19 protein-coding genes, 1 tRNA gene and 1 pseudogene are annotated in these 20,071 nt (G+C 71.2%); 13 read left to right on the top strand and 8 right to left on the bottom strand.

Annotated features, from left to right (window positions below):
- The first annotated feature begins 27 nt into the window (after nucleotides 1-27).
- The 8 genes and pseudogenes from ACIBJG_RS22935 to ACIBJG_RS22900 all read left to right on the top strand — a co-directional run bounded on the left by ACIBJG_RS22935 (nucleotide 28) and on the right by ACIBJG_RS22900 (nucleotide 9,482).
- Complete coding sequence (locus ACIBJG_RS22935; RefSeq protein ID WP_399309925.1) at nucleotides 28-1,548, top strand: ABC transporter substrate-binding protein; 1,521 nt, start codon at nucleotides 28-30, stop codon at nucleotides 1,546-1,548.
- 4 nt (nucleotides 1,549-1,552) lie between these two features.
- Nucleotides 1,553-3,277, top strand: coding sequence for an ABC transporter permease subunit (locus ACIBJG_RS22930; protein ID WP_399309923.1), 1,725 nt, complete (start codon nucleotides 1,553-1,555; stop codon nucleotides 3,275-3,277).
- Nucleotides 3,274-3,429, top strand: a pseudogene (locus ACIBJG_RS22925) (MFS transporter); the annotation flags it as partial. The gene ACIBJG_RS22930 and the pseudogene ACIBJG_RS22925, both read left to right, overlap by 4 nt.
- A gap of 103 nt (nucleotides 3,430-3,532) precedes the next feature.
- Nucleotides 3,533-4,696, top strand: coding sequence for an MFS transporter (locus ACIBJG_RS22920; protein WP_399309921.1), 1,164 nt, complete (start codon nucleotides 3,533-3,535; stop codon nucleotides 4,694-4,696).
- The gene (locus ACIBJG_RS22915) at nucleotides 4,693-5,097 is read left to right on the top strand and encodes a PPOX class F420-dependent oxidoreductase (RefSeq protein ID WP_399309919.1); all 405 of its coding nucleotides are present in this window, start codon (nucleotides 4,693-4,695) and stop codon (nucleotides 5,095-5,097) included. The genes ACIBJG_RS22920 and ACIBJG_RS22915 overlap by 4 nt, the downstream gene beginning before the upstream one ends.
- A 114-nt stretch (nucleotides 5,098-5,211) precedes the next feature.
- Nucleotides 5,212-6,615 (top strand): cysteine--tRNA ligase, encoded by a 1,404-nt coding sequence (gene cysS, locus ACIBJG_RS22910; protein ID WP_399309917.1) that lies wholly within the window; start codon nucleotides 5,212-5,214, stop codon nucleotides 6,613-6,615.
- Between the two features lie 83 nt (nucleotides 6,616-6,698).
- Nucleotides 6,699-7,655 carry a 23S rRNA (guanosine(2251)-2'-O)-methyltransferase RlmB gene (rlmB, locus tag ACIBJG_RS22905; protein WP_399309916.1) on the top strand — a complete coding sequence of 319 codons (957 nt, stop codon included), beginning with the start codon at nucleotides 6,699-6,701 and terminating at the stop codon, nucleotides 7,653-7,655.
- 198 nt (nucleotides 7,656-7,853) lie between these two features.
- Nucleotides 7,854-9,482, top strand: coding sequence for a DoxX family membrane protein (locus ACIBJG_RS22900; protein WP_399309914.1), 1,629 nt, complete (start codon nucleotides 7,854-7,856; stop codon nucleotides 9,480-9,482).
- 86 nt (nucleotides 9,483-9,568) lie between these two features.
- On the opposite strand, the gene ACIBJG_RS22895 is transcribed toward ACIBJG_RS22900, so the two are convergent.
- The 3 genes from ACIBJG_RS22895 to ACIBJG_RS22885 all read right to left on the bottom strand — a co-directional run bounded on the left by ACIBJG_RS22895 (nucleotide 9,569) and on the right by ACIBJG_RS22885 (nucleotide 12,072).
- Nucleotides 9,569-10,279 (bottom strand): nucleotidyltransferase family protein, encoded by a 711-nt coding sequence (locus ACIBJG_RS22895; RefSeq protein ID WP_148019394.1) that lies wholly within the window; start codon nucleotides 10,277-10,279, stop codon nucleotides 9,569-9,571.
- Nucleotides 10,280-10,314: 35 nt separating this feature from the next.
- Entirely contained in the window at nucleotides 10,315-10,728 is a 414-nt protein-coding gene (locus tag ACIBJG_RS22890; protein ID WP_385283581.1) for a hypothetical protein, read from the bottom strand.
- 207 nt (nucleotides 10,729-10,935) lie between these two features.
- A complete protein-coding gene (locus ACIBJG_RS22885) occupies nucleotides 10,936-12,072 on the bottom strand; it encodes an ABC transporter ATP-binding protein (protein ID WP_399309911.1) in 1,137 nt (378 codons plus the stop codon).
- Nucleotides 12,073-12,397: 325 nt separating this feature from the next.
- Here ACIBJG_RS22885 and ACIBJG_RS22880 point away from each other — a divergent pair.
- The 3 genes from ACIBJG_RS22880 (at nucleotide 12,398) to ACIBJG_RS22870 (ending at nucleotide 13,804) form a co-directional block, all read left to right on the top strand.
- A tRNA-Thr gene (locus ACIBJG_RS22880) sits at nucleotides 12,398-12,471 on the top strand.
- A 137-nt stretch (nucleotides 12,472-12,608) separates the two neighbouring features.
- Nucleotides 12,609-13,115, top strand: coding sequence for an RNA polymerase sigma factor (locus ACIBJG_RS22875; protein ID WP_399309909.1), 507 nt, complete (start codon nucleotides 12,609-12,611; stop codon nucleotides 13,113-13,115).
- Nucleotides 13,112-13,804 (top strand): hypothetical protein, encoded by a 693-nt coding sequence (locus tag ACIBJG_RS22870; protein ID WP_399309907.1) that lies wholly within the window; start codon nucleotides 13,112-13,114, stop codon nucleotides 13,802-13,804. Before ACIBJG_RS22875 ends, ACIBJG_RS22870 begins: the two co-directional genes overlap by 4 nt.
- Nucleotides 13,805-13,910: 106 nt before the next feature.
- Here the strand turns inward: ACIBJG_RS22870 and ACIBJG_RS22865 are convergent, their stop codons facing one another.
- The 4 genes from ACIBJG_RS22865 to ACIBJG_RS22850 form a co-directional block, all read right to left on the bottom strand.
- The gene (locus tag ACIBJG_RS22865; protein WP_399309906.1) at nucleotides 13,911-14,549 is read right to left on the bottom strand and encodes a hypothetical protein; all 639 of its coding nucleotides are present in this window, start codon (nucleotides 14,547-14,549) and stop codon (nucleotides 13,911-13,913) included.
- Nucleotides 14,549-15,094 carry a hypothetical protein gene (locus ACIBJG_RS22860; protein ID WP_399309904.1) on the bottom strand — a complete coding sequence of 182 codons (546 nt, stop codon included), beginning with the start codon at nucleotides 15,092-15,094 and terminating at the stop codon, nucleotides 14,549-14,551. The genes ACIBJG_RS22865 and ACIBJG_RS22860 overlap by 1 nt, the downstream gene beginning before the upstream one ends.
- A 369-nt stretch (nucleotides 15,095-15,463) precedes the next feature.
- Nucleotides 15,464-16,864, bottom strand: a complete 1,401-nt coding sequence (locus tag ACIBJG_RS22855) for an NAD(P)/FAD-dependent oxidoreductase (RefSeq protein ID WP_399309903.1) — start codon at nucleotides 16,862-16,864, stop codon at nucleotides 15,464-15,466.
- 58 nt (nucleotides 16,865-16,922) lie between these two features.
- Complete coding sequence (locus ACIBJG_RS22850) at nucleotides 16,923-17,597, bottom strand: rhomboid-like protein (RefSeq protein WP_399310174.1); 675 nt, start codon at nucleotides 17,595-17,597, stop codon at nucleotides 16,923-16,925.
- A gap of 33 nt (nucleotides 17,598-17,630) precedes the next feature.
- Here ACIBJG_RS22850 and ACIBJG_RS22845 point away from each other — a divergent pair, with 33 nt between their 5' ends.
- Nucleotides 17,631-18,533 (top strand): aminoglycoside phosphotransferase family protein, encoded by a 903-nt coding sequence (locus tag ACIBJG_RS22845; protein WP_399309901.1) that lies wholly within the window; start codon nucleotides 17,631-17,633, stop codon nucleotides 18,531-18,533.
- A gap of 31 nt (nucleotides 18,534-18,564) precedes the next feature.
- Complete coding sequence (locus ACIBJG_RS22840; RefSeq protein ID WP_399309899.1) at nucleotides 18,565-19,038, top strand: GNAT family N-acetyltransferase; 474 nt, start codon at nucleotides 18,565-18,567, stop codon at nucleotides 19,036-19,038.
- Nucleotides 19,039-19,050: 12 nt separating this feature from the next.
- On the opposite strand, the gene ACIBJG_RS22835 is transcribed toward ACIBJG_RS22840, so the two are convergent.
- Nucleotides 19,051-20,052 carry a zinc-binding dehydrogenase gene (locus ACIBJG_RS22835; protein ID WP_399309898.1) on the bottom strand — a complete coding sequence of 334 codons (1,002 nt, stop codon included), beginning with the start codon at nucleotides 20,050-20,052 and terminating at the stop codon, nucleotides 19,051-19,053.
- Between the last annotated feature and the right edge of the window lie 19 nt (nucleotides 20,053-20,071).

Raw genomic sequence — 20,071 nt, 5'->3', positions numbered from 1 at the left:
CAATCGTTTTCATATAAGGTCGTTGCCATGCCCACGCCCCGACGCCGTCGCTCCGTGCTGCCGCTGACCCTGTCCGCGACCGCCCTCCTCGTCCCGCTCGCCACCGCCTGCTCCGGCGGCACCTCCGACGGCGCGGCGGACGGCGGGAAACGCCTCCGGGTCGTTATGGCCTTCCCGCCCGCCCAGGCGATGTCCCCCTACGGCGACGACGCCGTCACCCTCAGCCGCCTCGCGGTCATCGAGGGCCTCACCACCCTCGGCCGCGACGGAACGGCCGAGCCCGCACTCGCCGCCTCCTGGAAGCGCGACAGCGCGAAGGAATGGACCTTCACCCTCCGCAAGGCCACCTTCCAGGACGGCACCAAGGTCGACCCGGCCGCCGTAGTCCGCTCGCTGACGGCAGCCGACAAGGCGTCGCCCAAGCCCCGCGTCCTGTCCGACACCGGCCTCACCGCCACGGCACGGGGCGCCGACACCGTACGGATCGTCACCGACGAGGCCGACCCGCTGCTGCCCCAGCGCCTCGCCAACCCCTCCCTCACGATCCTGTCCGCCGCCGCCTACGCCGGCGCCAAGGCCGACCCGGCCGGACACGCCACCGGCCCCTTCACGCTCGCCGCCGTCAAGGGCGCCGTCAGCGCCACCCTGGAACGCAACGACACCTACTGGGGCGCCGTGGCCAAGGCCCCCGGCGTCGACGTCACCTTCGTCGCCGACGGCACCGCCCGCGCCAACGCCCTGCGCACCGAGGCCGTCGACGTCGCCGAGTACGTACCGATCTCCCAGACATCCCTCCTCGGCGACGGGCTCGTCCACGAGTTCCCCTCCGCCCGCACCAACGGTCTCTCCCTCAACACCGAGCACGGCGTCTTCGCCGACCCCGCGATGCGCGCCGCGGCCCGCGAGGCCATCGACTCCAAGGCCCTCGTCAAGGCCGTCTACGAAGGCCGCGCCGACGCCGCACAGGGCCTCCTCGGCCCCGGCGTCACCTGGGCCGCCGACGCCCGCACCACCCCCGTCGACCGGGCGAAGGCGGCGGACAAGGCACAGGTCGCGAAGACGAAGGAGATCGTCCTCGCCACGTACACCAACCGGCCCGAGCTCCCCGAAGTCGCCACCGTCGTCCAGCAGCAGCTCACCGCCCGCGGCTTCACCGTCAAGCAGGTCGTCCGCGACTACGCCCAGCTGGAGGCCGACGCACTCGCCGGGAAGTACGACGCCTTCATCCAGGCCCGCAACACCCTCCTGGACACCGCCGACCCGGTCTCCTACCTCGCCTCCGACTTCACCTGCGACGGCAGCTTCAACATCTCCCAGCTCTGCGACGAGCGCGTCGACGCCGACGTGAACAAGGCCGCCGCGACCGCCGGGACCGACGCCCGCCACACCGCCGCCGCGCGCGCCGAGGCCGACGTCCTCGGCACCGACGCCCTCGTACCGCTCCTTCACGAACGCTTCGTCCAGGGCTACGACGACAGCCGCGTCCAGGGCGTCTCCCTCGACCCCTTGGAACGCACCCTCATCACCGCAGACACCCGCCTCGGATGACCCGGTGAAGCACCTGGCCGGCCGCCTCACCGCACTCCTCGCGGTCGTCGCCGTCATCGGACTGCTGCCCCGCCTGACCCGCACCGATCCCGCCCTCACGATCCTGCACGCCCGCTACGCCGACCGGCCGCCGACCACCGAGACACTCGAAGCCATCCGCGCCGAGACCGGCCTCGACGGCTCCCCCCTCCACCTCCTCGGCGACTGGTTGGCCGGACTCCTGCGCGGCGACCTCGGCACCTCCTGGGTCTCCGGACAGCCCGTCACCCCCGACGCGATATCCGCCCTCGGCGTCTCCCTCACCCTCATGGGCGCCTCCCTCGCCGTCGCCCTCCTGGTCGCCGCGGCCCTCGCTGCCCGCACCCTGCGCCGCGGAGCACGCCACCGGAACGTCACCGCCGGAGCCGGCACCGGCGCCGCCGTCCTCGCCGCCCTCCCCGAATTCCTCATCGCCGCCGTGCTCGCCGCGGTCGTCGCCGTCCGGCTCGACTGGCTCCCCGCACTCGGCTGGGGCACCCCCGAACAGACCGTGCTGCCCGCCCTCGCCATGGGCATCCCCGCCGGCGCCCTCCTCGGCCGGCTCCTGGACGACGCACTGCCCGCCGCGTTCGCCGAACCCTGGGCCCGCGCCGCCACCGCCTCCGGCCTCCCCGGACACCGCACCGCACGCCACGCCCTGCGCCGCACCCTGCCCGGCCTGCTGCCCCAGCTCGGCATGGTCGTCGTCGGGCTCACCGGCGGAGCTGTCGCCGTAGAAACCCTCTACGCCATCCCCGGACTCGGCGGCACCGCCCTGGCCGCCGCCCTCGCCCAGGACCTCCCCGTCCTCCAGGCCTGCGTCCTGCTCCTGCTGCTCCTCGGCACCGCCGCCGGACTCACCGCCCGCCTCGCCTCCCGCGCCCTGCTCGGCCCCGCCCTCGACGACGGCGCCCTGCCCGCCCTCGTCCCGCCCGCCGCCCGCGCACGCCGGTCCCTGATCACCGGCGCACTCCTCCTCGCCGCACTCTTCGCCGCCGTCACCCTCGCCGGCCTCCTGCGCGACCCGCTCCACATCGACGCCGCCGCCCGCCTCGCCGGCCCCTCCACCGCCCACCCCCTCGGCACGGACTCCCTCGGCCGCGACATCCTCGCCCGCCTCGGACACGGAGCCGCCCGCACCGTCCTCACCGCCCTTGCCGTCTCCGCCGCCACCCTGCTGCTCGGCCTCGCCCTCGGAGCCGTACGCGCCGGAGCCCTCACCGAGACCGCCAACGCGCTGCCCGCGATCCTCACCGGCCTCGTCGTCGCCGGTATCGCGGGACCCGGCCCCTGGAGCGCCGCAGCCGCCGTCACCGCCGTCGCCTGGGCGCCCCTCGCCGCCCACACCGCCGCCCTGTACAGCCAGGAACGCGCCGCCCCCCACCTCGCCGCCGCCCGCGCACTCGGCGCCGGACGGCTCCACCTGCTGCGCCGCCACCTCCTGCCCGGCGTCCTGCCCCCCGTCCTTCGCCACGCCGCCCTGCGCATCCCCGCCATCGCCCTGGCCCTCGCCTCCCTCGGCTTCCTCGGCCTCGGCACCGAACCCCCCTCACCCGAATGGGGGCGCATGCTCTCCGAAAACCTCCCCTACGCCGAACGCGCCCCCTGGTCCGTCCTCGCCCCCGCAGCCGCCCTCGCCGTCCTCGGCGCCCTCGCCGCCCTCACGGCAGCGGCCGTACGAGGCGCCGGAGCCCGGAAGCGCACCGGATGAGCACCGCCACCCCCTACCTCCGCCTCCTCACCACCACCCAGTTCGCCTTCAACACCGGCTTCTACGCCGTCCTGCCCTACCTCGCCACCCACCTCGGCACCGGCCTCGGCATGACCGGCTGGCTCGTCGGCCTCGTCCTGGGCCTGCGCACCTCAGAGGGACCGGCGATTGGGGGGCGGCGTCGCGGGGCTGGGCACGCACATCTGCTGCGTTGTCGTCAATCAACAACGCTCCGCGTTGCCTCAATCCTCCGCCTTGCAGCTGCACGCACCCAGCCCCGCTCCTTCTTCCGCCCCCCAATCGCCGGTCCCTCTTAGCCAGCAAGGCCTCTTCGTCATCGGCGGCGCCCTCACCGACCGCTACGGCCCCCGCCCCGTCGTCCTCACCGGCTGTCTCCTGCGCATAGCCGGCTTCGGCTGGCTCGCCTTCGCCGACTCCACCGCCACCGTCATCGGCGCCGTCCTGCTCACCGGATTCGCCGCCGCCCTCTTCTCGCCCGCCGTCGAATCCGAAACCGCCCGCGAAGCCGTCCGGCACGAACAGCACACCGGCACCCCACGCGCCCACGTACTCGCCCGGTTCTCCGCAGCCGGACAGGCCGGCGCCTTCCTCGGCCCCCTCCTCGGCTCCCTGCTGCTCCTCCTCGACGGCGGCTTCCGTGGCACCTGCCTCGCCGGCGTCCTCGTCTTCGTCGCGGTCCTCGCCGGACACGCCCGGCTGATGCCGCACCGGGCGCCCGTGACCCGTACGGGCCAGTCGCGGGGAGCCGTGCGCGAGGTCTTCGGCAACCGACCGTTCCTGCTGCTCTGCCTCACGTACAGCAGCTACCTCGTCGCGTACAACCAGCTCTACCTCTCCCTCCCCGCCGAGGTGCAGCGCGCCACCGGCTCGCAGGCAGCCCTCGGCTGGCTCTTCGCGCTCTCCTCCCTGCTCGTCGTCTGCGCCCAGCTGCCCCTGACCCGCTGGTCCGCACACCGGCTCGCCCCGCGCACCGCCCTCGTCACCGGGCTCGCCACCGTCGCCGCCGGATTCGCCGCCGTACCCCTGACACCGGCCGGGCCCGCCGGACTGCTGCCCTGCGCCGCCCTCGTCGTCCTCCTCACCCTCGGCCAGATGCTCCTCGTGCCCGCCGCCCGCGGACTCGTACCCGACCTCGTCGACGACCGGCACCTGGGCCTCGCCACCGGAGCGCTCTCCTCCGTCTCCGGCCTCGCCGTACTCGGCGGCAGCGCCGCCACCGGCGCCCTCCTCGACGCCCCCGCACCCCTGCGCTGGGCCGCCCTCGCCGCCATTCCCCTCACCGGCGCCGTCCTCGCACTCACCCTTCCGGAGGGCGCGGACGGGAAGCGGGGAGGAGGAGGCCGGGTTGGGATAGGCGTAGAAGCATCACCGACCCGCTCAGGAGGACGTACGCCATGACCGCCGCACTCTCCGAAGAACTCAAGGCGCTGCTCGACACCCCGGTCTTCGTGACCGTCGCCACCATCCAGCCCGACGGCAGCCCCCAGGTGTCCCCGGTCTGGGTGAAACGGGACGGCGACGACGTCCTCATCTCCACCACCACCGGCCGCCGCAAGGAACAGAACCTCGCCCGCGACCCCCGCGTCTCCGTCGTCGTCCAGCCCTTCGACGCCCCGTACACCTACGCCGAGATCCGCGGCACCGCCACCCTCACCACCGAAGGCGGCCAGGAACTCATCGACGAGCTGTCCCTGAAGTACACCGGCAAGAAGTACGCCGACTTCAACCCCACCTCCGGGGACGACGACCCCCGCGTCGTCGTCCGGATCACCCCCCGTAAGGTCGTCGGACGCATCTGAGCCGCCCCGGACGATCACCCGTTACGGCTCCGGGCCGGCCGGAGCCATAACAACTCTCCACGCAATCCCCCAAGGGGTCGCGGGGCACTGGTGCGCGCCCACTACCCTTGAGTCGTGACTATTCGCCTGTACGACACCAGCGCCCGGCAGATCCGTGACTTCGTCCCGCTCACAGCGGGCTGCGTCTCGATCTACCTCTGTGGCGCTACTGTCCAGGCCGCCCCGCACATCGGGCACATCAGGTCCGGACTGAACTTCGACATCATGCGCCGCTGGTTCGCCTACCGCGGCTACGGCGTGACGTTCGTCCGGAACGTCACCGACATCGACGACAAGATCATCAAGAAGTCGGCCGAACAGGGCCGCCCCTGGTGGGCCATCGGCTACGAGAACGAGCGCGCGTTCAACGACGGCTACGACGCGCTCGGCTGCCTGCCGCCCACGTACGAGCCCCGCGCCACCGGTCACATCACCGAGATGATCGAGATGATGCGCGGCCTCATCGAGCGCGGACACGCCTACGCGGCCGACGGGAACGTCTACTTCGACGTCCGCTCGTTCCCCGGCTACCTGGAGCTCTCCAACCAGGACCTGGACGACCTGCGCCAGCCCTCCGGCGACAACGAGACCGGCAAGCGCGACAAGCGCGACTTCGCCATGTGGAAGGCGTCCAAGCCCGGCGAGCCCAGCTGGGAGACCCCCTGGGGCCGCGGCCGCCCCGGCTGGCACCTCGAATGCTCCGCCATGGCGCACAAGTACCTCGGCACCGCTTTCGACATCCACGGCGGCGGCATCGACCTGATCTTCCCCCACCACGAGAACGAGATCGCCCAGGCCAAGGCCTACGGCGACGACTTCGCGAAGTACTGGGTGCACAACGGCTGGGTCACCATGGCCGGCGAGAAGATGTCGAAGTCGCTCGGCAACTCCGTCCTCGTCAGCGACATGGTCAAGGCCTGGCGCCCCATCGTGCTGCGCTACTACCTCGGCACCCCGCACTACCGGTCGATGATCGAGTACAGCGAGGAAGCCCTGCGCGAGGCGGAGTCCGCCTTCGCGCGCATCGAGGGCTTCGTCCAGCGCGTCACCGAGAAGGCCGGCGAGACCGTCGCCCCCGCCACCGAGGTGCCGCCCGCCTTCGCCGAGGCGATGGACGACGACCTGGGCGTCCCGCAGGCCCTCGCGATCATCCACACCACGGTGCGCCAGGGGAACTCCGCCCTCGCCGCCGACGACAAGGAAGCCGCGGTGGCCCGCCTCGCCGAGGTCCGTGCCATGCTCGGGGTACTGGGTCTCGACCCGCTCGACGACCACTGGGCCGGGGAGAGCGACCGGGGCGACGACCTCCACGGCGTCGTCGACACGCTCGTACGGCTCGTCCTCGACCAGCGCCAGTCCGCACGCGAGCGCAAGGACTGGACCGCGGCCGACGCCATCCGCGACCAGCTCAACCAGTCCGGGCTCGTCATCGAGGACAGCCCCACCGGACCACGGTGGACACTCGGCCCGCGCCAGTAGTCCTCCCAAGTGCCGCCCGGCCCGCCGGGCGGCACACTTTCACTTATACGTACGCACGTCTGAAGCAACGAAACAGGTAGGTCATGGCCGGGAACAGCCAGCGCAAGAACCGCCGCACGTCCAACAAGAAGGGCATGCAGGTCGGCAGCGGTGGCCAGCGTCGCCGTGGCCTCGAAGGCCGGGGACCGACGCCGCCCGCCGAGGACCGCAAGAAGCACAAGAAGAACCGCATGGCCACCGCCAAGGCCAAGCAGGCCGCCAGCCGCCGCCCCGCCCCCCGGCGCGGCGGCGTCAAGGGCACCTCCGAAATGGTCGTCGGCCGCAACCCCGTCTTCGAGGCCCTGCGCGACGGCGTGCCCGCCACCACGCTGTACGTCCAGCAGTACATCGACAACGACGAGCGCGTCCGCGAAGCCCTCCAGCTCGCCGGCGCACGCGGCAACATCAACCTGATGGAAGCCCCGCGCCCCGAGCTCGACCGCATGACGAACGGCCTCAACCACCAGGGCCTCGTCCTCCAGGTCCCGCCCTACGAGTACGCGGACCCGCAGGACCTCACCGCCGCCGCGTACGACAACGGCCAGGACCCCCTCATCGTCGCCCTCGACGGCGTCACCGACCCGCGCAACCTCGGCGCGATCGTCCGCTCCGTCTCCGCGTTCGGCGGCCACGGCGTGGTCGTGCCCGAGCGCCGCGCCGCCGGTATGACCGCCGGGGCGTGGAAGTCCTCCGCCGGCACCGCCGCCCGCACGCCCGTCTCCCGGGTCACCAACCTGACCCGCGCGCTCGAGGCGTACAAGAAGGAAGGCATCGCGATCGTCGGCCTCGCCGCCGACGGCGAGCACACCGTCGAGGACCTCGAAGCCCTCGGCGGCCCCGTCGTCATCGTCATCGGCAGCGAGGGCAAGGGCCTCGGCCGCCTCGTCGGCGAGACCTGCGACTACCGCGTCCGCATCTCCATGCCGGGCGGCGCCGAGTCGCTCAACGCCGGCGTCGCCGCCGGCATCGTGATGTACGAGGTCGCGCGCCGCCGCGCCTGATCCACGGACGGTCCTGCGGCCCCGCGGAGGGCCCGCAGGACCACCCGCACGGGCGGCGGCCGACCGGGAACCACGGGGCCCGCCGGGGGCGCATCACGACGCACGCACGCCCCGGCGCACCCCGCCACCACCTGTTGACGGGCCTCGGACACTTCGACACCGTCAAGGCAGTGTCCTAAACACACATCACTCGGTTAGATGAGTGTGGACACCAGAACGCCTCGGTTCGACGAACAACCCGCCCTGAGCATGACCAAGGTGGACTGCGACCCCGCGCAGGTCATCGTCAACCACGCCAGCTTCCGGGTGCAGCTCGCCCCCGGCCAGCGCGCACGGCTGCGGGGAGTGGCTGCCGGCGCACCCAGGATCCCCGCCATGAGCGGCACCGGAGCCGGACGCGGCCGACGTGCCCCCGTCGTGTGGAGCGGCAAGTCCGCCCCCGGCGACCCCGGCGCCGGCGGACTCCTCCAGGCCGTACGGAACTCCACCGCGGGCCGGCCCGACACCGTGTACGACCCCTACGAGCCGTACGCCTCCTACGAGTTCGACAGCGGACACGGCGGCTCCGGCACCCAGGTCGTGTCGCGCCTCGAAGAGACCCAGCCCAACCCCGTCATCACCGCACCGCACCAGCCACGCCGCCCCGGTGGCCCGCTGCTGCCCCCCATGCGCCAGGCCGTCGGCGCCTACGACCCCGTCGAGCCCGGCCCGTACGGCAGGGACGGCTACGACCAGGACGCCTACGACGGCGACGACATCACCGACAGCCGCGACCGGCGCACCAGCAGCGACAACGTCCGGCACGCGTACTACCCGGGCCGCCGCATGAACCTCGGCGTCGTCCTCCTGCCCATGCGCGTCTTCCTCGGCTTCATCTCCATCTACGCCGGCATGGGCAAACTCTGCGACCCCGTCTACTTCGACGGCGGCGACCGCGGCTCCATGGTCAAGTGGCTGACCTCGCTCCACCCCTGGGCACTCGCCGAACCGCTGCGCGACTTCGCCCTCTCCCACCCCGTCGGCGCCGGCCTCACCATCGCCTTCCTCCAGGTCGTCGTCGGCGTCCTCACCGTCCTCGGCCTCTGGCAACGCGTCGCCGCCTCCATCGGCGCCCTCCTGTCCGCCGCCCTCCTCGTCACCGTCAGCTGGCGCACCGTCGCCGTCTACGACGCGCCCGACATCATCTACCTCGCCGCCTGGAGCCCCCTGATCATCGCGGGCGCCCCCGTCTACTCCGTCGACGGACGCCTCGCCGGCGAGGCCTGGCGCAAGCTCGGCCCCCGCTCCGAGATCTGGGAACTCCGCCGCCGCGTCCTGCGCCGCGGCGCCGTCGTCGCCACCGTCGTCGTCGGCCTCACCCTCCTCATCGGCTCCATGCTCGGCGGCGCCGTCCGCTCCACCGAGGTCGTCACCGTCCCCGGCCCGAACGGCGTCCCCACCAACCAGCTCCCCGGCAGCCCGCTCCCCGAGAAGTCCCACCGCGGCAAGGCCTCCCACACCCCCGCCGGCCAGGACCCCACCCCCTCCCGCACCACCGCACCCCGCACCCCCTCCGCCAACGCCTCCACCCCCACCACGGACAGCGTCCGCGAGTCCGGCCAGGCAGCCGGCGCCGGACAGCCCAGCCAGACCCAGGGCACCGGACAGAGCACTCCGCAGCAGACCACCCCCCAGCAGCCCCCCTCCAGCAGCTCCGGCCCCAGCTCCTCCGGCCCCAGCGGCGGCTCCACCACCGGCGGCACGGACCCCGGCACCGGCTCCACGGGCGGCTCCACCGGAGGTGGCGGCGGCGGTGGCCGCAACCCCATCGGTGGCCTCCTCGGCTGACCCTCACCGGCACGGCCGGCACGGCGAAGGGGCGGACACCGGAAACGATTCCGGTGTCCGCCCCTTCGCCGTGAGCGGACCGTGCGTTACTGCCCGTCCAGCTCCTTCGCCGCCTCCGTCAGATCCTTCGCCGTGTCGATGGCCCGCCAGTACGCCCCGTGCGGCAACGGATACCCGGCCAGCCTGCGCTCGCGCGCCAGCCTCGGGAACGTCGTCCGCTCATGGTCACCCCGGTCCGGCAGCATCCCCGTGAACGCGGGAGAGAACACGTACACACCCGCGTTGATCAGATACGGCGACGGCGGGGACTCGATGAAGTCCGTGATGTGCCCGAACGCATCCGTCTCCACCGCACCCCACGGAATGCGCGGACGAGCCAGCGCCAGCGTCGCGGTCGCATCACGCTCCGCATGGAACGCGGCCATCTCACGCAACGAGAAACGGGTCCAGATATCACCGTTGGTCGCGTACCAGGGCTGCTCCGGATCGGGCAGCCGGGCCGCCGCGTACTTCAGCCCGCCACCACGGCCCAACGGCTCGGACTCCACCACCGTCGTCACCCGCAACGGCAGCACCGCCGCGTCCAGCCACTCCTGCAGCACCTCGGCGAGATGCCCGCACGACACCACGGCATCGGTCACGCCCTCAGCCGCCAGCCAGGCAAGCTGATGGCCGATGATCGGCGTCCCGGTCCCCGGGATCTCGACCATCGGCTTGGGGCGGTCATCGGTGTACGGGCGCAGCCGCGACCCCTGGCCACCCGCCAGGATCACGGCCTGCGTCGGAAACGTATGCATGCCAGGCACGATATGCCGTGCCCGGCCGGGAACGGTCAGCTGAACTGCGCGACACCCGAGGCGAACGACGTGTCACAGACCGGACGCGAGAAGCGGTGCGCACGCGTCGGACCGTACTGCGCGACCGCGGCCTTGCCCAGCGCCTTGGCGATCGACATGCAGTGCCGCGCGAGCGACGGACGCCCCTCCACGGCACGTTGGAGATCCGTCAACGCGACACCGGGGTCCTTCTCCTGGAGCTCCAGGAGAAGCTTGTCGCGCAGAATGTCCTGCGGCGTACGCGCCTTGGCGCGCTTGGAGACGGTCTGGGCCGACGCGGTGAGCATCGTCGACTCGGAGTTGTGAGCTGCCCACGGCACGGCGGTGACCGCGAGGGTCCCGGACAGGACCATGACGACAGGCAGTACGAAAGCGAGAGTTCGGCCGATACGGCGCGCGGTGTGGGTCACGCAGCGAGCGTAGCGGGCGGTGATGATTTGGCGACATTACGTCACCCTCGCGAGGGATGGTTCGAGTGCCCTTTTCGAATCCCGTGTTGACGGCTCGGAGTGAAATGACCGTTGTGCCGGGGAATTTGCCCCCGGTGCCCCAAACCCCCGGACGCGCGACGGCCCCGCACGGAGAACGTGCGGGGCCGTCGTACGGCGTGTGCGGGATCAGCCGGTGAGACGCTCACCCGTCGACGTCGCGAAGACGTGCAGCTCGTCCGGGCGCGGCACGACGTGGAGCTTGGTGCCCTTCTCCGGGACGGCGCGGCCGCCGACACGGACGACCAGGTCCTTGTGCTCGCCGCCGACCTCGGCAGCGCCGTAGACGAAGCCGTCGGCGCCGAGCTCCTCGACGACGTTGACCGAGACGGCCAGACCGGCCGGGGCGTCGGCGGAGTCCTTGGTGAGGGACTTCGCGGCGGCGCCGCCGTGCTCGACGATGTCGAAGTGCTCGGGACGGATGCCGACCGTGACGGTGCGGTCACCGCGGTCCGCGGCGGCGGTGAGCGCCTCGCGGGAGACCGGGACGACGCTGTTGCCGAACTTCACACCACCGTCGGTGATCGGGACCTCGATCAGGTTCATGGCCGGGGAGCCGATGAAGCCGGCCACGAAGAGGTTCGACGGGCGGTCGTACATGTTGCGCGGCGAGTCGACCTGCTGGAGGAGACCGTCCTTGAGGACCGCGACACGGTCACCCATGGTCAGGGCCTCGACCTGGTCGTGCGTGACGTACACGGTCGTGATGCCCAGACGGCGCTGGAGCGAGGCGATCTGCGTACGGGTGGAGACACGGAGCTTGGCGTCGAGGTTCGACAGCGGCTCGTCCATGAGGAAGACCTGCGGCTCACGCACGATCGCGCGGCCCATCGCCACACGCTGACGCTGACCACCGGAGAGCGCCTTGGGCTTGCGGTCCAGGTAGTCGGTGAGGTCCAGCATCTTGGCGGCCTCTTCGACCTTCGCTCGGATCTCGGTCTTGTTGATACCGGCGATCTTCAGCGCGAAGCCCATGTTGTCCGCGACGGACATGTGCGGGTAGAGCGCGTAGTTCTGGAACACCATGGCGATGTCCCGGTCCTTCGGCGGCAGGTGCGTGACGTCGCGGTCACCGATGCGGATGGCGCCGCCGTTGACGTCCTCGAGACCCGCGAGCATGCGCAGGGAGGTCGACTTGCCACAACCGGAAGGACCGACGAGGACGAGGAACTCACCGTCCGCGATGTCGATCTCGAGCTGGTCGACGGCCGGCTTCGTGGAGCCGGGGTAGACGCGGGACGCCTTGTCGAACGTGACACTGGCCATGCTGAATCTTCTCCTCAACCGGCAGGAACGTGCCGGACGATCCGTTGTAAAGGGAGTGGTCTGGTCCACCTGAGTGAACCTTCAGCGACGCTACCTGGCGATTTCGGATCTGTCAGTAGTTCTCTGGGGAGGAATCTCCCGGCCGGGTGGGGTGGGCAACAGGTCCGCTCCCCGGAGGCCGGCGCAGCGCCCTGTCCGGATGCTGCGGCTCGGCACCGCTCCCGCCGACGCCCGGGAGGGTGTGGCAGGGGCGAAACACCGTGGATGGGCGGGTGGGGTGCTGTGTACAGTGAGGGCTCGCGCGCGTGGTTTCGGCGTGCGCGCTGCCTCCTTAGCTCAGCTGGCCAGAGCAACGCACTTGTAATGCGTAGGTCATCGGTTCGAATCCGATAGGGGGCTCAATTCCCAGGTCGGCGCCCCTGCCGGCCTGGGATTTTTTGTGCCGTAACCCTCTCCCGGAGCGGCTGCGGGGCGGCCACGGGAAAATACTTCCGCCGCCTTGTAAGGATCTGCCCCGCACATGACATATAGGGGATGTGGAGAGCAACCAGACCGTGAGCGAGCCGGGGCGAAGCACCCGGTTCACCGCGTTGTACACACGGGAGTACCCGCGGGTGCACGCCTTCGCGCACCGCAGGACGGGCAACGGGGGTGAGGCCGAGGAGATTGCCGCAGAGGTGTTCCGCATCGCCTGGGAGCACGAGCTCGGCGGCGGGGAGACGACCCCCGGATGGTTGTTCGTCACCGCGAGGAACGTGCTCGGCAACCACTACCGGACCACCACCAGGCTGAGCGAGCTGCACCGGCGCATCGGCGAGGAAGCGGGCCGGGCCGCCACGTCACCGGAGGATTCGACCGTGCTGGACACGCTCGATCGCCTGCCGGGACCGCATCGGGAGGTGCTGCTGCTCAGTTACTGGGACGGCCTCACCGCGGCGGAGGCCGGTGCGGTGCTCGGATGCGGCACCTCGGCCGTCTGGGTCCGGCTGCACCGAGCGCGCAAGGCGTTCCGTGAGCACTACACGTCCGGGGAGTCGGCATGAAGCGTACGCAGTCCAAGAAGGCCGGGATCTCCGCGAAGCAGGCGGAGTCACTGATCCGACGCGCCGACCCCTTGTCGTCGAACACCGTCCTGCCCAGTCTTTCCCCGCGTGCCACAAGGGAGTTGAGCATGTTGTACGACAAGGCCGGGTCTGTCTCCGCGGTCGTTCCCCCGCCCCGGCGCCGGCGCGTGGGCCTGATCGCCGTCGCTGCGTGCGGGGCGGCCGCGGTCGTCGCGGCGGTGGCGGTGTTTGCGGTGAACGCCACCACGGGCGATACGGACGGCGGGCTGGTGGCCGACGAGCCGGTCTACGAGTCGGCCCAGGAGCTGGAGGGTGCGGCCGATCTCATCGTGCGGGCGGAGCTCGGCAAGGGCGCGGAGCGGACCGTCGACGACGTCACTTCGGTTCAGGCCCCTGCCAAGGTGCTGGCGACGGCCAAGGGCACCGCGCCGGGTCCACAGGTCACCGTCTCGTACACGCCGCCGGACGCGGGGGGGCCGGAGAGTGCCGCTCTTACTCCCGGCAAGGAGTATGTGTTTCTGCTGGAGCGACAGGACGACGGGCGGTTCACCCTGGTCAACTCCACGCAGGGTGCCTACGGCGTCAGTGGAGGCAGGGCTGTGGCCGGTGAGGGCAATGCGGTGACGCTGAGCCCGGGGGTGCTGGAGGCGCTCCGGCTGACCGGCTGACGTCCGCGGGGGTGCGCGCTACGGCGAAAGCGGAGGGGGTGACGCCCGGGCGGGCGGCACCCCCTCGGTCGGCCCCGGGGCGTTCCGGGTCCGGCGGTGGCGATGTTCACTTGATACGGGTGGCCCGTTCCTTGAGTTTCCTGACCGTGCCGGCGTTCTTGAATCCGGCATCGCCGACGGGCTCCACCTTGCCGCTCCCGCCGGCGGTGTAGAGGGCCTGCTCGGGGTTGAGCAGGTCGTACGGGGCGGTCGGCCCGTGGGCGGCGAGCATCAGCACGTACTGCGTACCGTTGGCCGCCAGGGCGGTCGTGTGCTTCTCCTTGTAGGTGACCTTCCCCCGCTCACCGCCGAGTTGGCTCACTTCGACTATGTCGCCCGGCTTGACGTCGCCGGACAGGACCTCGGAGACCTTGACCCGGGAGACGGTGATGACGACCGGGTCCTCGTCGGCCGCCTCTTCTTCGGAGAGGCCCGCCTGTGGGTTGGCGAGAGGGTCGGTGTCGGTGGAGGTCTCCGGCACCAGTTGCCTGACGGAGGAGTCGACCACCGTGCCCTTCACGATGACGTCGGCCTTCTCGACGACCTGGTCGAGTGAGTCGTAGACCGGGTAGTCCGCCTCGTAGGCGATGACGTCTGATGTCTCGGCCGCCTTTTCCGAGGCGGGTTCGCCGTTCGCGCAGCCGGCTGCGGCGAGAGCGAGGACGAGGAGGGAGCTGCTCGCGACGATGTGACGCATTGTCTTCATCAGTAGATCCTCTTGACCTCGGAGATGTCGTACGACAACGGCTTCTGCACCGTCGTCCTGTTCCTGCTGTGCTTCATGAGCGAAGCCTTCGAGGTCTTGGGGTTGTCGGCGAGACTCAGCGCGTGACCCAGCTCGTGGGTGGATGTGCTGCGGCACCACTGGGTCATCTTGGAACCGGAATCGCGGGCGAGCGTCTTCGCGTTCACCTTGATCTTGAAGACGCGGTTGATGGGGCGCAGGCCGGACGGTGAATAGAGGCCGTACCAGCTCTCGTTGTAACGGCCGGCCGTGAAGGTGGCCTTGGCGTTGGATTTACGGCCGATGGAGGCTCCGGCGCCGGCGTTGTTCCAGTTCTTGCGACCGGTGTCGAGGAAGCCGACCCAGGTGTCGTTGATGCCGACGGCCTTCACGTTGAACTTGGAGCCGGGCATTCCGCCGCTGTAGTAGGTCGCCTGGGCCGATGTCGTTCCGCCGAGACCGACGGCCAGCGCGAACGCGGCAACGGCCGCGATGCGGGCGGTGGCGCGTGTGTGAGTACGTCTCAAAGTTGAGTCCCCGTGTCGTGCCCGCGCCGGTCGGGCCGTCGCGGGCCGTGGTCATCGGGGCCGTACGGGGAAATTCCCGGCGCACGCACACGGGCAGGGGAATTCCGGGGCGTGCTGGAATTCCTCGTGCCTCGTGCGTGGAAAGCTTGGACTCGTTCCCCCGTGGAACCGGCCCTTGTTTCGATGTGACCCTAACCAGTCGTGTCGATCGCTGCAACGCGAATTCGCACACAAGTCCCTTGAATGGGTGGCGAGTTATCGAAGAGGCAGTTCCGGTTCCAGTTCCAGTTCTTCTTGTTCGGGGTCGCTGGTAATTCATTTGGGTAACGGCACGCTGTATCCGTCTGTGGCTCCGCAGGGCTGAGGGGGTCAGCCCCGCCCAGACAACCGGTCCGCGATCTTTGCGATGCGGTCCGTGCCGGGGCGCGGGGAGGTGAGTTCCCGGCGGTCGGCGGCTCGGTAGGCGGCGTACATGCCGTGGACGCCGAGCCAGCGCAGGGGTTCGGGTTCCCAGCGGCGGACGCGGTGGTTGACCCAGGGGAGGGTGGTCAGTTCGGTGGGGCCGGACTGGCCGGAGTCCTGCTGGATGAGGTCGCGCAGGGTGCGGGCGGCGAGGTTGGTCGTGGCGACGCCGGAGCCGACGTAGCCGCCGGCCCAGCCGAGGCCGGTGGAGCGGTCGAGGGTGGCGGTGGCGCACCAGTCGCGGGGGACGCCGAGGACGCCGGACCAGGCGTGGGCGATGGGGGTGCCGGCGGTGGTGGGGAAGAGTCGGATCAGGAGTTCGCGCAGGGCTTCGATGGTGGCGGGCCGGGTGCGGCCGTCGTTGTCGGTGGCGGAGCCGTAGCGGTACGGGACGCCTCGGCCGCCGAGGGCGATGCGGTCGTCTGCGGTGCGCTGGGCGTACATGTAGGCGTGGGCCATGTCGCCGAGGGTTTCGCGGCCGTCCCAGCCGATGGTGTCCCAGACGGAGGCGGGGAGGGGCTCGGTGACGATCATGGAGGAGTTCATCGGGAGCCAGGTGCGCTTCTGGCCCTTGAGGTTGGCGGTGAAGCCTTCGGTGCAGCGCAGGATGTAGGGGGCGCGGACCGTGCCGTACGGGGTGACCGCGTGTTTGGGCCTGATCTCGGTGACGGGGGTCGACTCGTGGATCGTGACGCCGAGTGCCTCCACGGCGTCGGCGAGGCCGGTGACGAGTTTGGCGGGGTGGAGGCGGGCGCCGTGCGGGGTCCAGGTGGAGCCGACGGCGCCGTTGACGCGGATGCGTCTCGCGGTCTCGCGGGCTCCGTGCAGGGTGCGGTCGGTTTCGCCGAAGGCGATCTCGACGGTGTGGAAGTCCTTGAGGCGGGCGAGTTGGGCCGGGGTGTACGCGACTTCGAGGACGCCGCCCCGGTGGATGTCGGCATCGATCTTCTCCTCGGCCGCGACGCGGATGACTTCGTCGACGGTGTCGTTCATCGCCCGCTGGAGGCGGACGGCGGCGTCGTGGCCGTGGAGTTTCGCGTAGCGGTCGCGGCCGGCGATGCCGTTGTAGAGCCAGCCGCCGTTGCGCCCGGAGGCGCCGTAGCCGCAGAACTTGGCTTCCAGGACCGTGATGTTGAGGAAGGGGACGGCCTTCTTGAGGTAGTACGCCGTCCAGAGTCCGGTGTAGCCGCCGCCGACGATGCAGACGTCGGCGGTGCTGTCGCCGGGCAGGGGTTCGCGGGGGGTCGGGGTGCCCCGGTCCGTGTACCAGAAGGATATGCCGCCGTTGACGGTGCTGACGGTGCTCATGTTGCCCCTGCTGTCCGGGTGACTGTGTGGCTGTGGTTGTGGTTGTTGTGGCGGGACGTTACTGGGCGGGGATGCGTTTCGTCTTGGGGCGGGAGCGGGTGAGCGGGTAGCAGGCGAGGCCGATGAGGGCGGCGGTGAAGTGGCCGACGTCGGTGAAGGTGGCGCCGGTGACGAGGGGGACGCCGTAGATGACGAGGACGGCGAAGAGGTAGACGTACCGCCAGGGGCGTGCGACGCAGTAGGTGAGGACGGCGACGACGCCGGCGAGTGCGTAACTGACGCCGACGTCGAGCGTGTTGGCGGCGGTTTCGGGGGCGTGGCCGTGCCGGATGGCCCAGGCGAGGACGCCTTCGCTGACGAGGGTGGCGAGGACGTGGGCGGTGGCGGCGACGGTGAGCCAGCGCAGGGTGCCGAGGCGGCGTTCGGCGGGGGCGTGGAAGACGGTGTAGAGGACGGCGTAGGGGAGCCATTGGCCGCCGTCGATCCAGAAGGCGCTGCTGATGAGGACGCGGACGGGGTTCTGGGAGAGTTCGTGGATGTTGGTGGACCGCTGGCGGAGGAAGTCCTCCTCGAGGTCCGGTGACATCTGGTGGATGATGACGGTGGTGACGAAGAGGGCCGTCAGCCAGATGTACGTGCCGGGGGCGCTGCGGATCCATGAGCCGGCGCTGCGGAGCCACGTGGCGGGTGAGGGGCGGGGCCGTGTGGGCGGGGCGGGGTGGCTCGGGGTCATAGCCGATTGACGCACGCTCCTAGGATCGGCGGCGTGATTGACATTCCGGATGCGCTGATCGCCACACAGTCCACGTACAACGGTGAGGCGGGGCGGGCGTTCATCGCCGCGCTGCCGGGGATGGCCGAGGGTCTTCTGGAGCGGTGGGGGCTGCGGCCGGATGGCGGGGCCATGTACGGGGTGTGTGCGCTGGTTCTTCCGGTGGTGCGGGTGGCGGACGGGCGTCGGGCGGCGTTGAAGTTGCAGCCGGTGGACGAGGAGACGGTGGGGGAGCCGGTCGCGCTGCGGTTGTGGGGTGAGGCGTCGGCGGGTGCGGTGGAGCTGCTGGAGTACGACGCGGGGTCGGGGGCGATGCTGCTGGAGCGGTTGGACGGGGGGCGTGCGTTGTCGGGGGTGGCGGACGCGCGGGAGGCGGTGCGGGTCGTCGCGGGGTTGCTGGCGGGGCTGACGGCGGTGCGGGTGGCGGAGGGGGCGGGGCTGCGGGGGTTGGGGGAGGCGGCGGCGCGGATGGTGGAGGCGGCACCGGGGGTGGCGGGGCAGCTGGTGGATGCGGGGGAGCGGCGGCTGGTGGCGGACTGCGCGGCGGCGGTGCGGGAGGTCGCGGGGGAGCCGGGGGACCGGCTGCTGCACTGGGATCTGCACTTCGGGAACGTGCTGGCGGGGCGGGGTGGGCAGTGGGTGGCCATTGACCCGAAGCCGTTGGTGGGGGACGCGGGGTTCGAGCTGTTTCCAGCATTGGTGGACCGGTTCGATGCGGCGGAGGCGGTGTGGCGGTTCGATCTGCTGACGGGGGTGCTGGGGCTGGATCGGGGGCGGGCGCGGGCGTGGACACTGGGGCGGGTGCTGCAGAACGCGTGCTGGGACACGGAGGAGGGCGGGCGGCGGCTGGTGCCGGTCCATGCGGAGCTTGCGCGGCGGTTGCTGGGCCGGGGGTAGGGGGCGGGCCGGGGCTGTTTACGCTGCCCTCATGATTCGTACCGCTACGGCCGCCGATGTCCCCGCGATTCACGCGATGGTCCGTGAACTCGCCGATTACGAGAAGGCGCTGCACGAGGCGAACGCCACCGAGGAGCAGTTGCGCGAGGCGCTGTTCGGTGAGCGGCCTGCCGCGTACGCGCACATCGCCGAGTCGGACGAGGACGGTGAGGTTGTCGGTTTCGCGCTGTGGTTCCTGAACTTCTCGACGTGGCGCGGGGTGCACGGTATCTACCTGGAGGACCTGTACGTGCGTCCCGAGCGGCGCGGCGGTGGGCACGGGAAGGCGTTGCTGACGGAGTTGGCGCGGATCTGTGTGGAGCGGGGTTACGAGCGGCTGGAGTGGTCGGTGCTGAACTGGAACGCCCCGTCCATCGCGTTCTACGAGTCGTTGGGTGCGCGTCCGCAGGAGGAGTGGACGGTGTATCGGCTGACGGACGGGGCGTTGGCGGGGCTCGGGGGCTGATGTCCGCGCGGTTCAGGGGATGAGGACGACCTTGCCGGTCGTGCCGCGGGTCTCCAGGGCCCGGTGGGCGGTGGCGGCTTCGGCGAGTGGGTAGCGCTGGATCGCGGGGCGCAGGCGTCCTGCGGCGGCTTCGGCGAGGGCGCGGGTTTCGAGGGCGCGCAGGCCGCCGCCCCGTTGGATCATGGTGGGGCCGAGGACGCTCTGTGAGGTGATACCGCGGGCGTCGAGTTCGTCGTCGGTGAAGGTGAGCGGGCGGCCGTCGCGGAGGCCCTGGCCGGACCAGCCGTAGACGATGTGCTGTCCGCCCTTGCCGAGGAGGTCGACGGCGGCGCGGGCGGTGGTGGAGCCGACGGAGTCGTACACGACGGTGGCGCGGCGGCCGAGGGTGTCGAGGTACGTGCGGACGTGGCGGGGCCAGTCGGGGAGGGTGTAGTCGACGGCGAGGTCGGCTCCGTTGGCGTGGGCGAGGGCGACTTTGGCGGGGCCGCCGGCGAGGCCGATGACGGTGGCTCCGGTGTTCTTGGCGTACTGCACGAGCAGGGTGCCGATGCCGCCGGCGGCCGCGGTGACGAGGGCGATGGAGTCCGGGCCGAGCGGGGTGAATCCGAGGATGCCGAGGGTGGTGCGGCCGGTGCCGATCATGGCGACGGCTTCGGCGGCGTCGAGGCCGTCGGGTACGGGGTGGAGCTTGTCGGTCTCGGTGACGGTGAGTTCGGCGTAGCCGCCCGGGGCATTGCCGATGTGGGCGACGACGTGCCGGCCGAGCCAGTCGGGGTCGGTGCCTTCGCCGAGTGATTCGACGGTGCCGGCGACCTCGCGGCCGGGGATGGTGGGCAGCGGGGTCGGTACGGGGTGCGGCCCGGTCGTGCCTTGGCGCAGGGCGGTGTCGAGGAGGTGTACGCCGGCGGCGCGGACGGCGATGCGGACCTGGCCGGGGCCGGGGACGGGGTCGTCGGTCTGCTCGTAGGTGAGGTTCTCGGCGGGGCCGAAGGTGTGGAGGCGGACGGCGTACATGGTGGGCTCCCCGGGGTGT

This window comes from Streptomyces sp. NPDC050422 (assembly GCF_044458665.1).
Taxonomy (GTDB): Bacteria; Actinomycetota; Actinomycetes; order Streptomycetales; family Streptomycetaceae; genus Streptomyces.
This window is presented reverse-complemented; position numbering and strand designations above follow the sequence as displayed.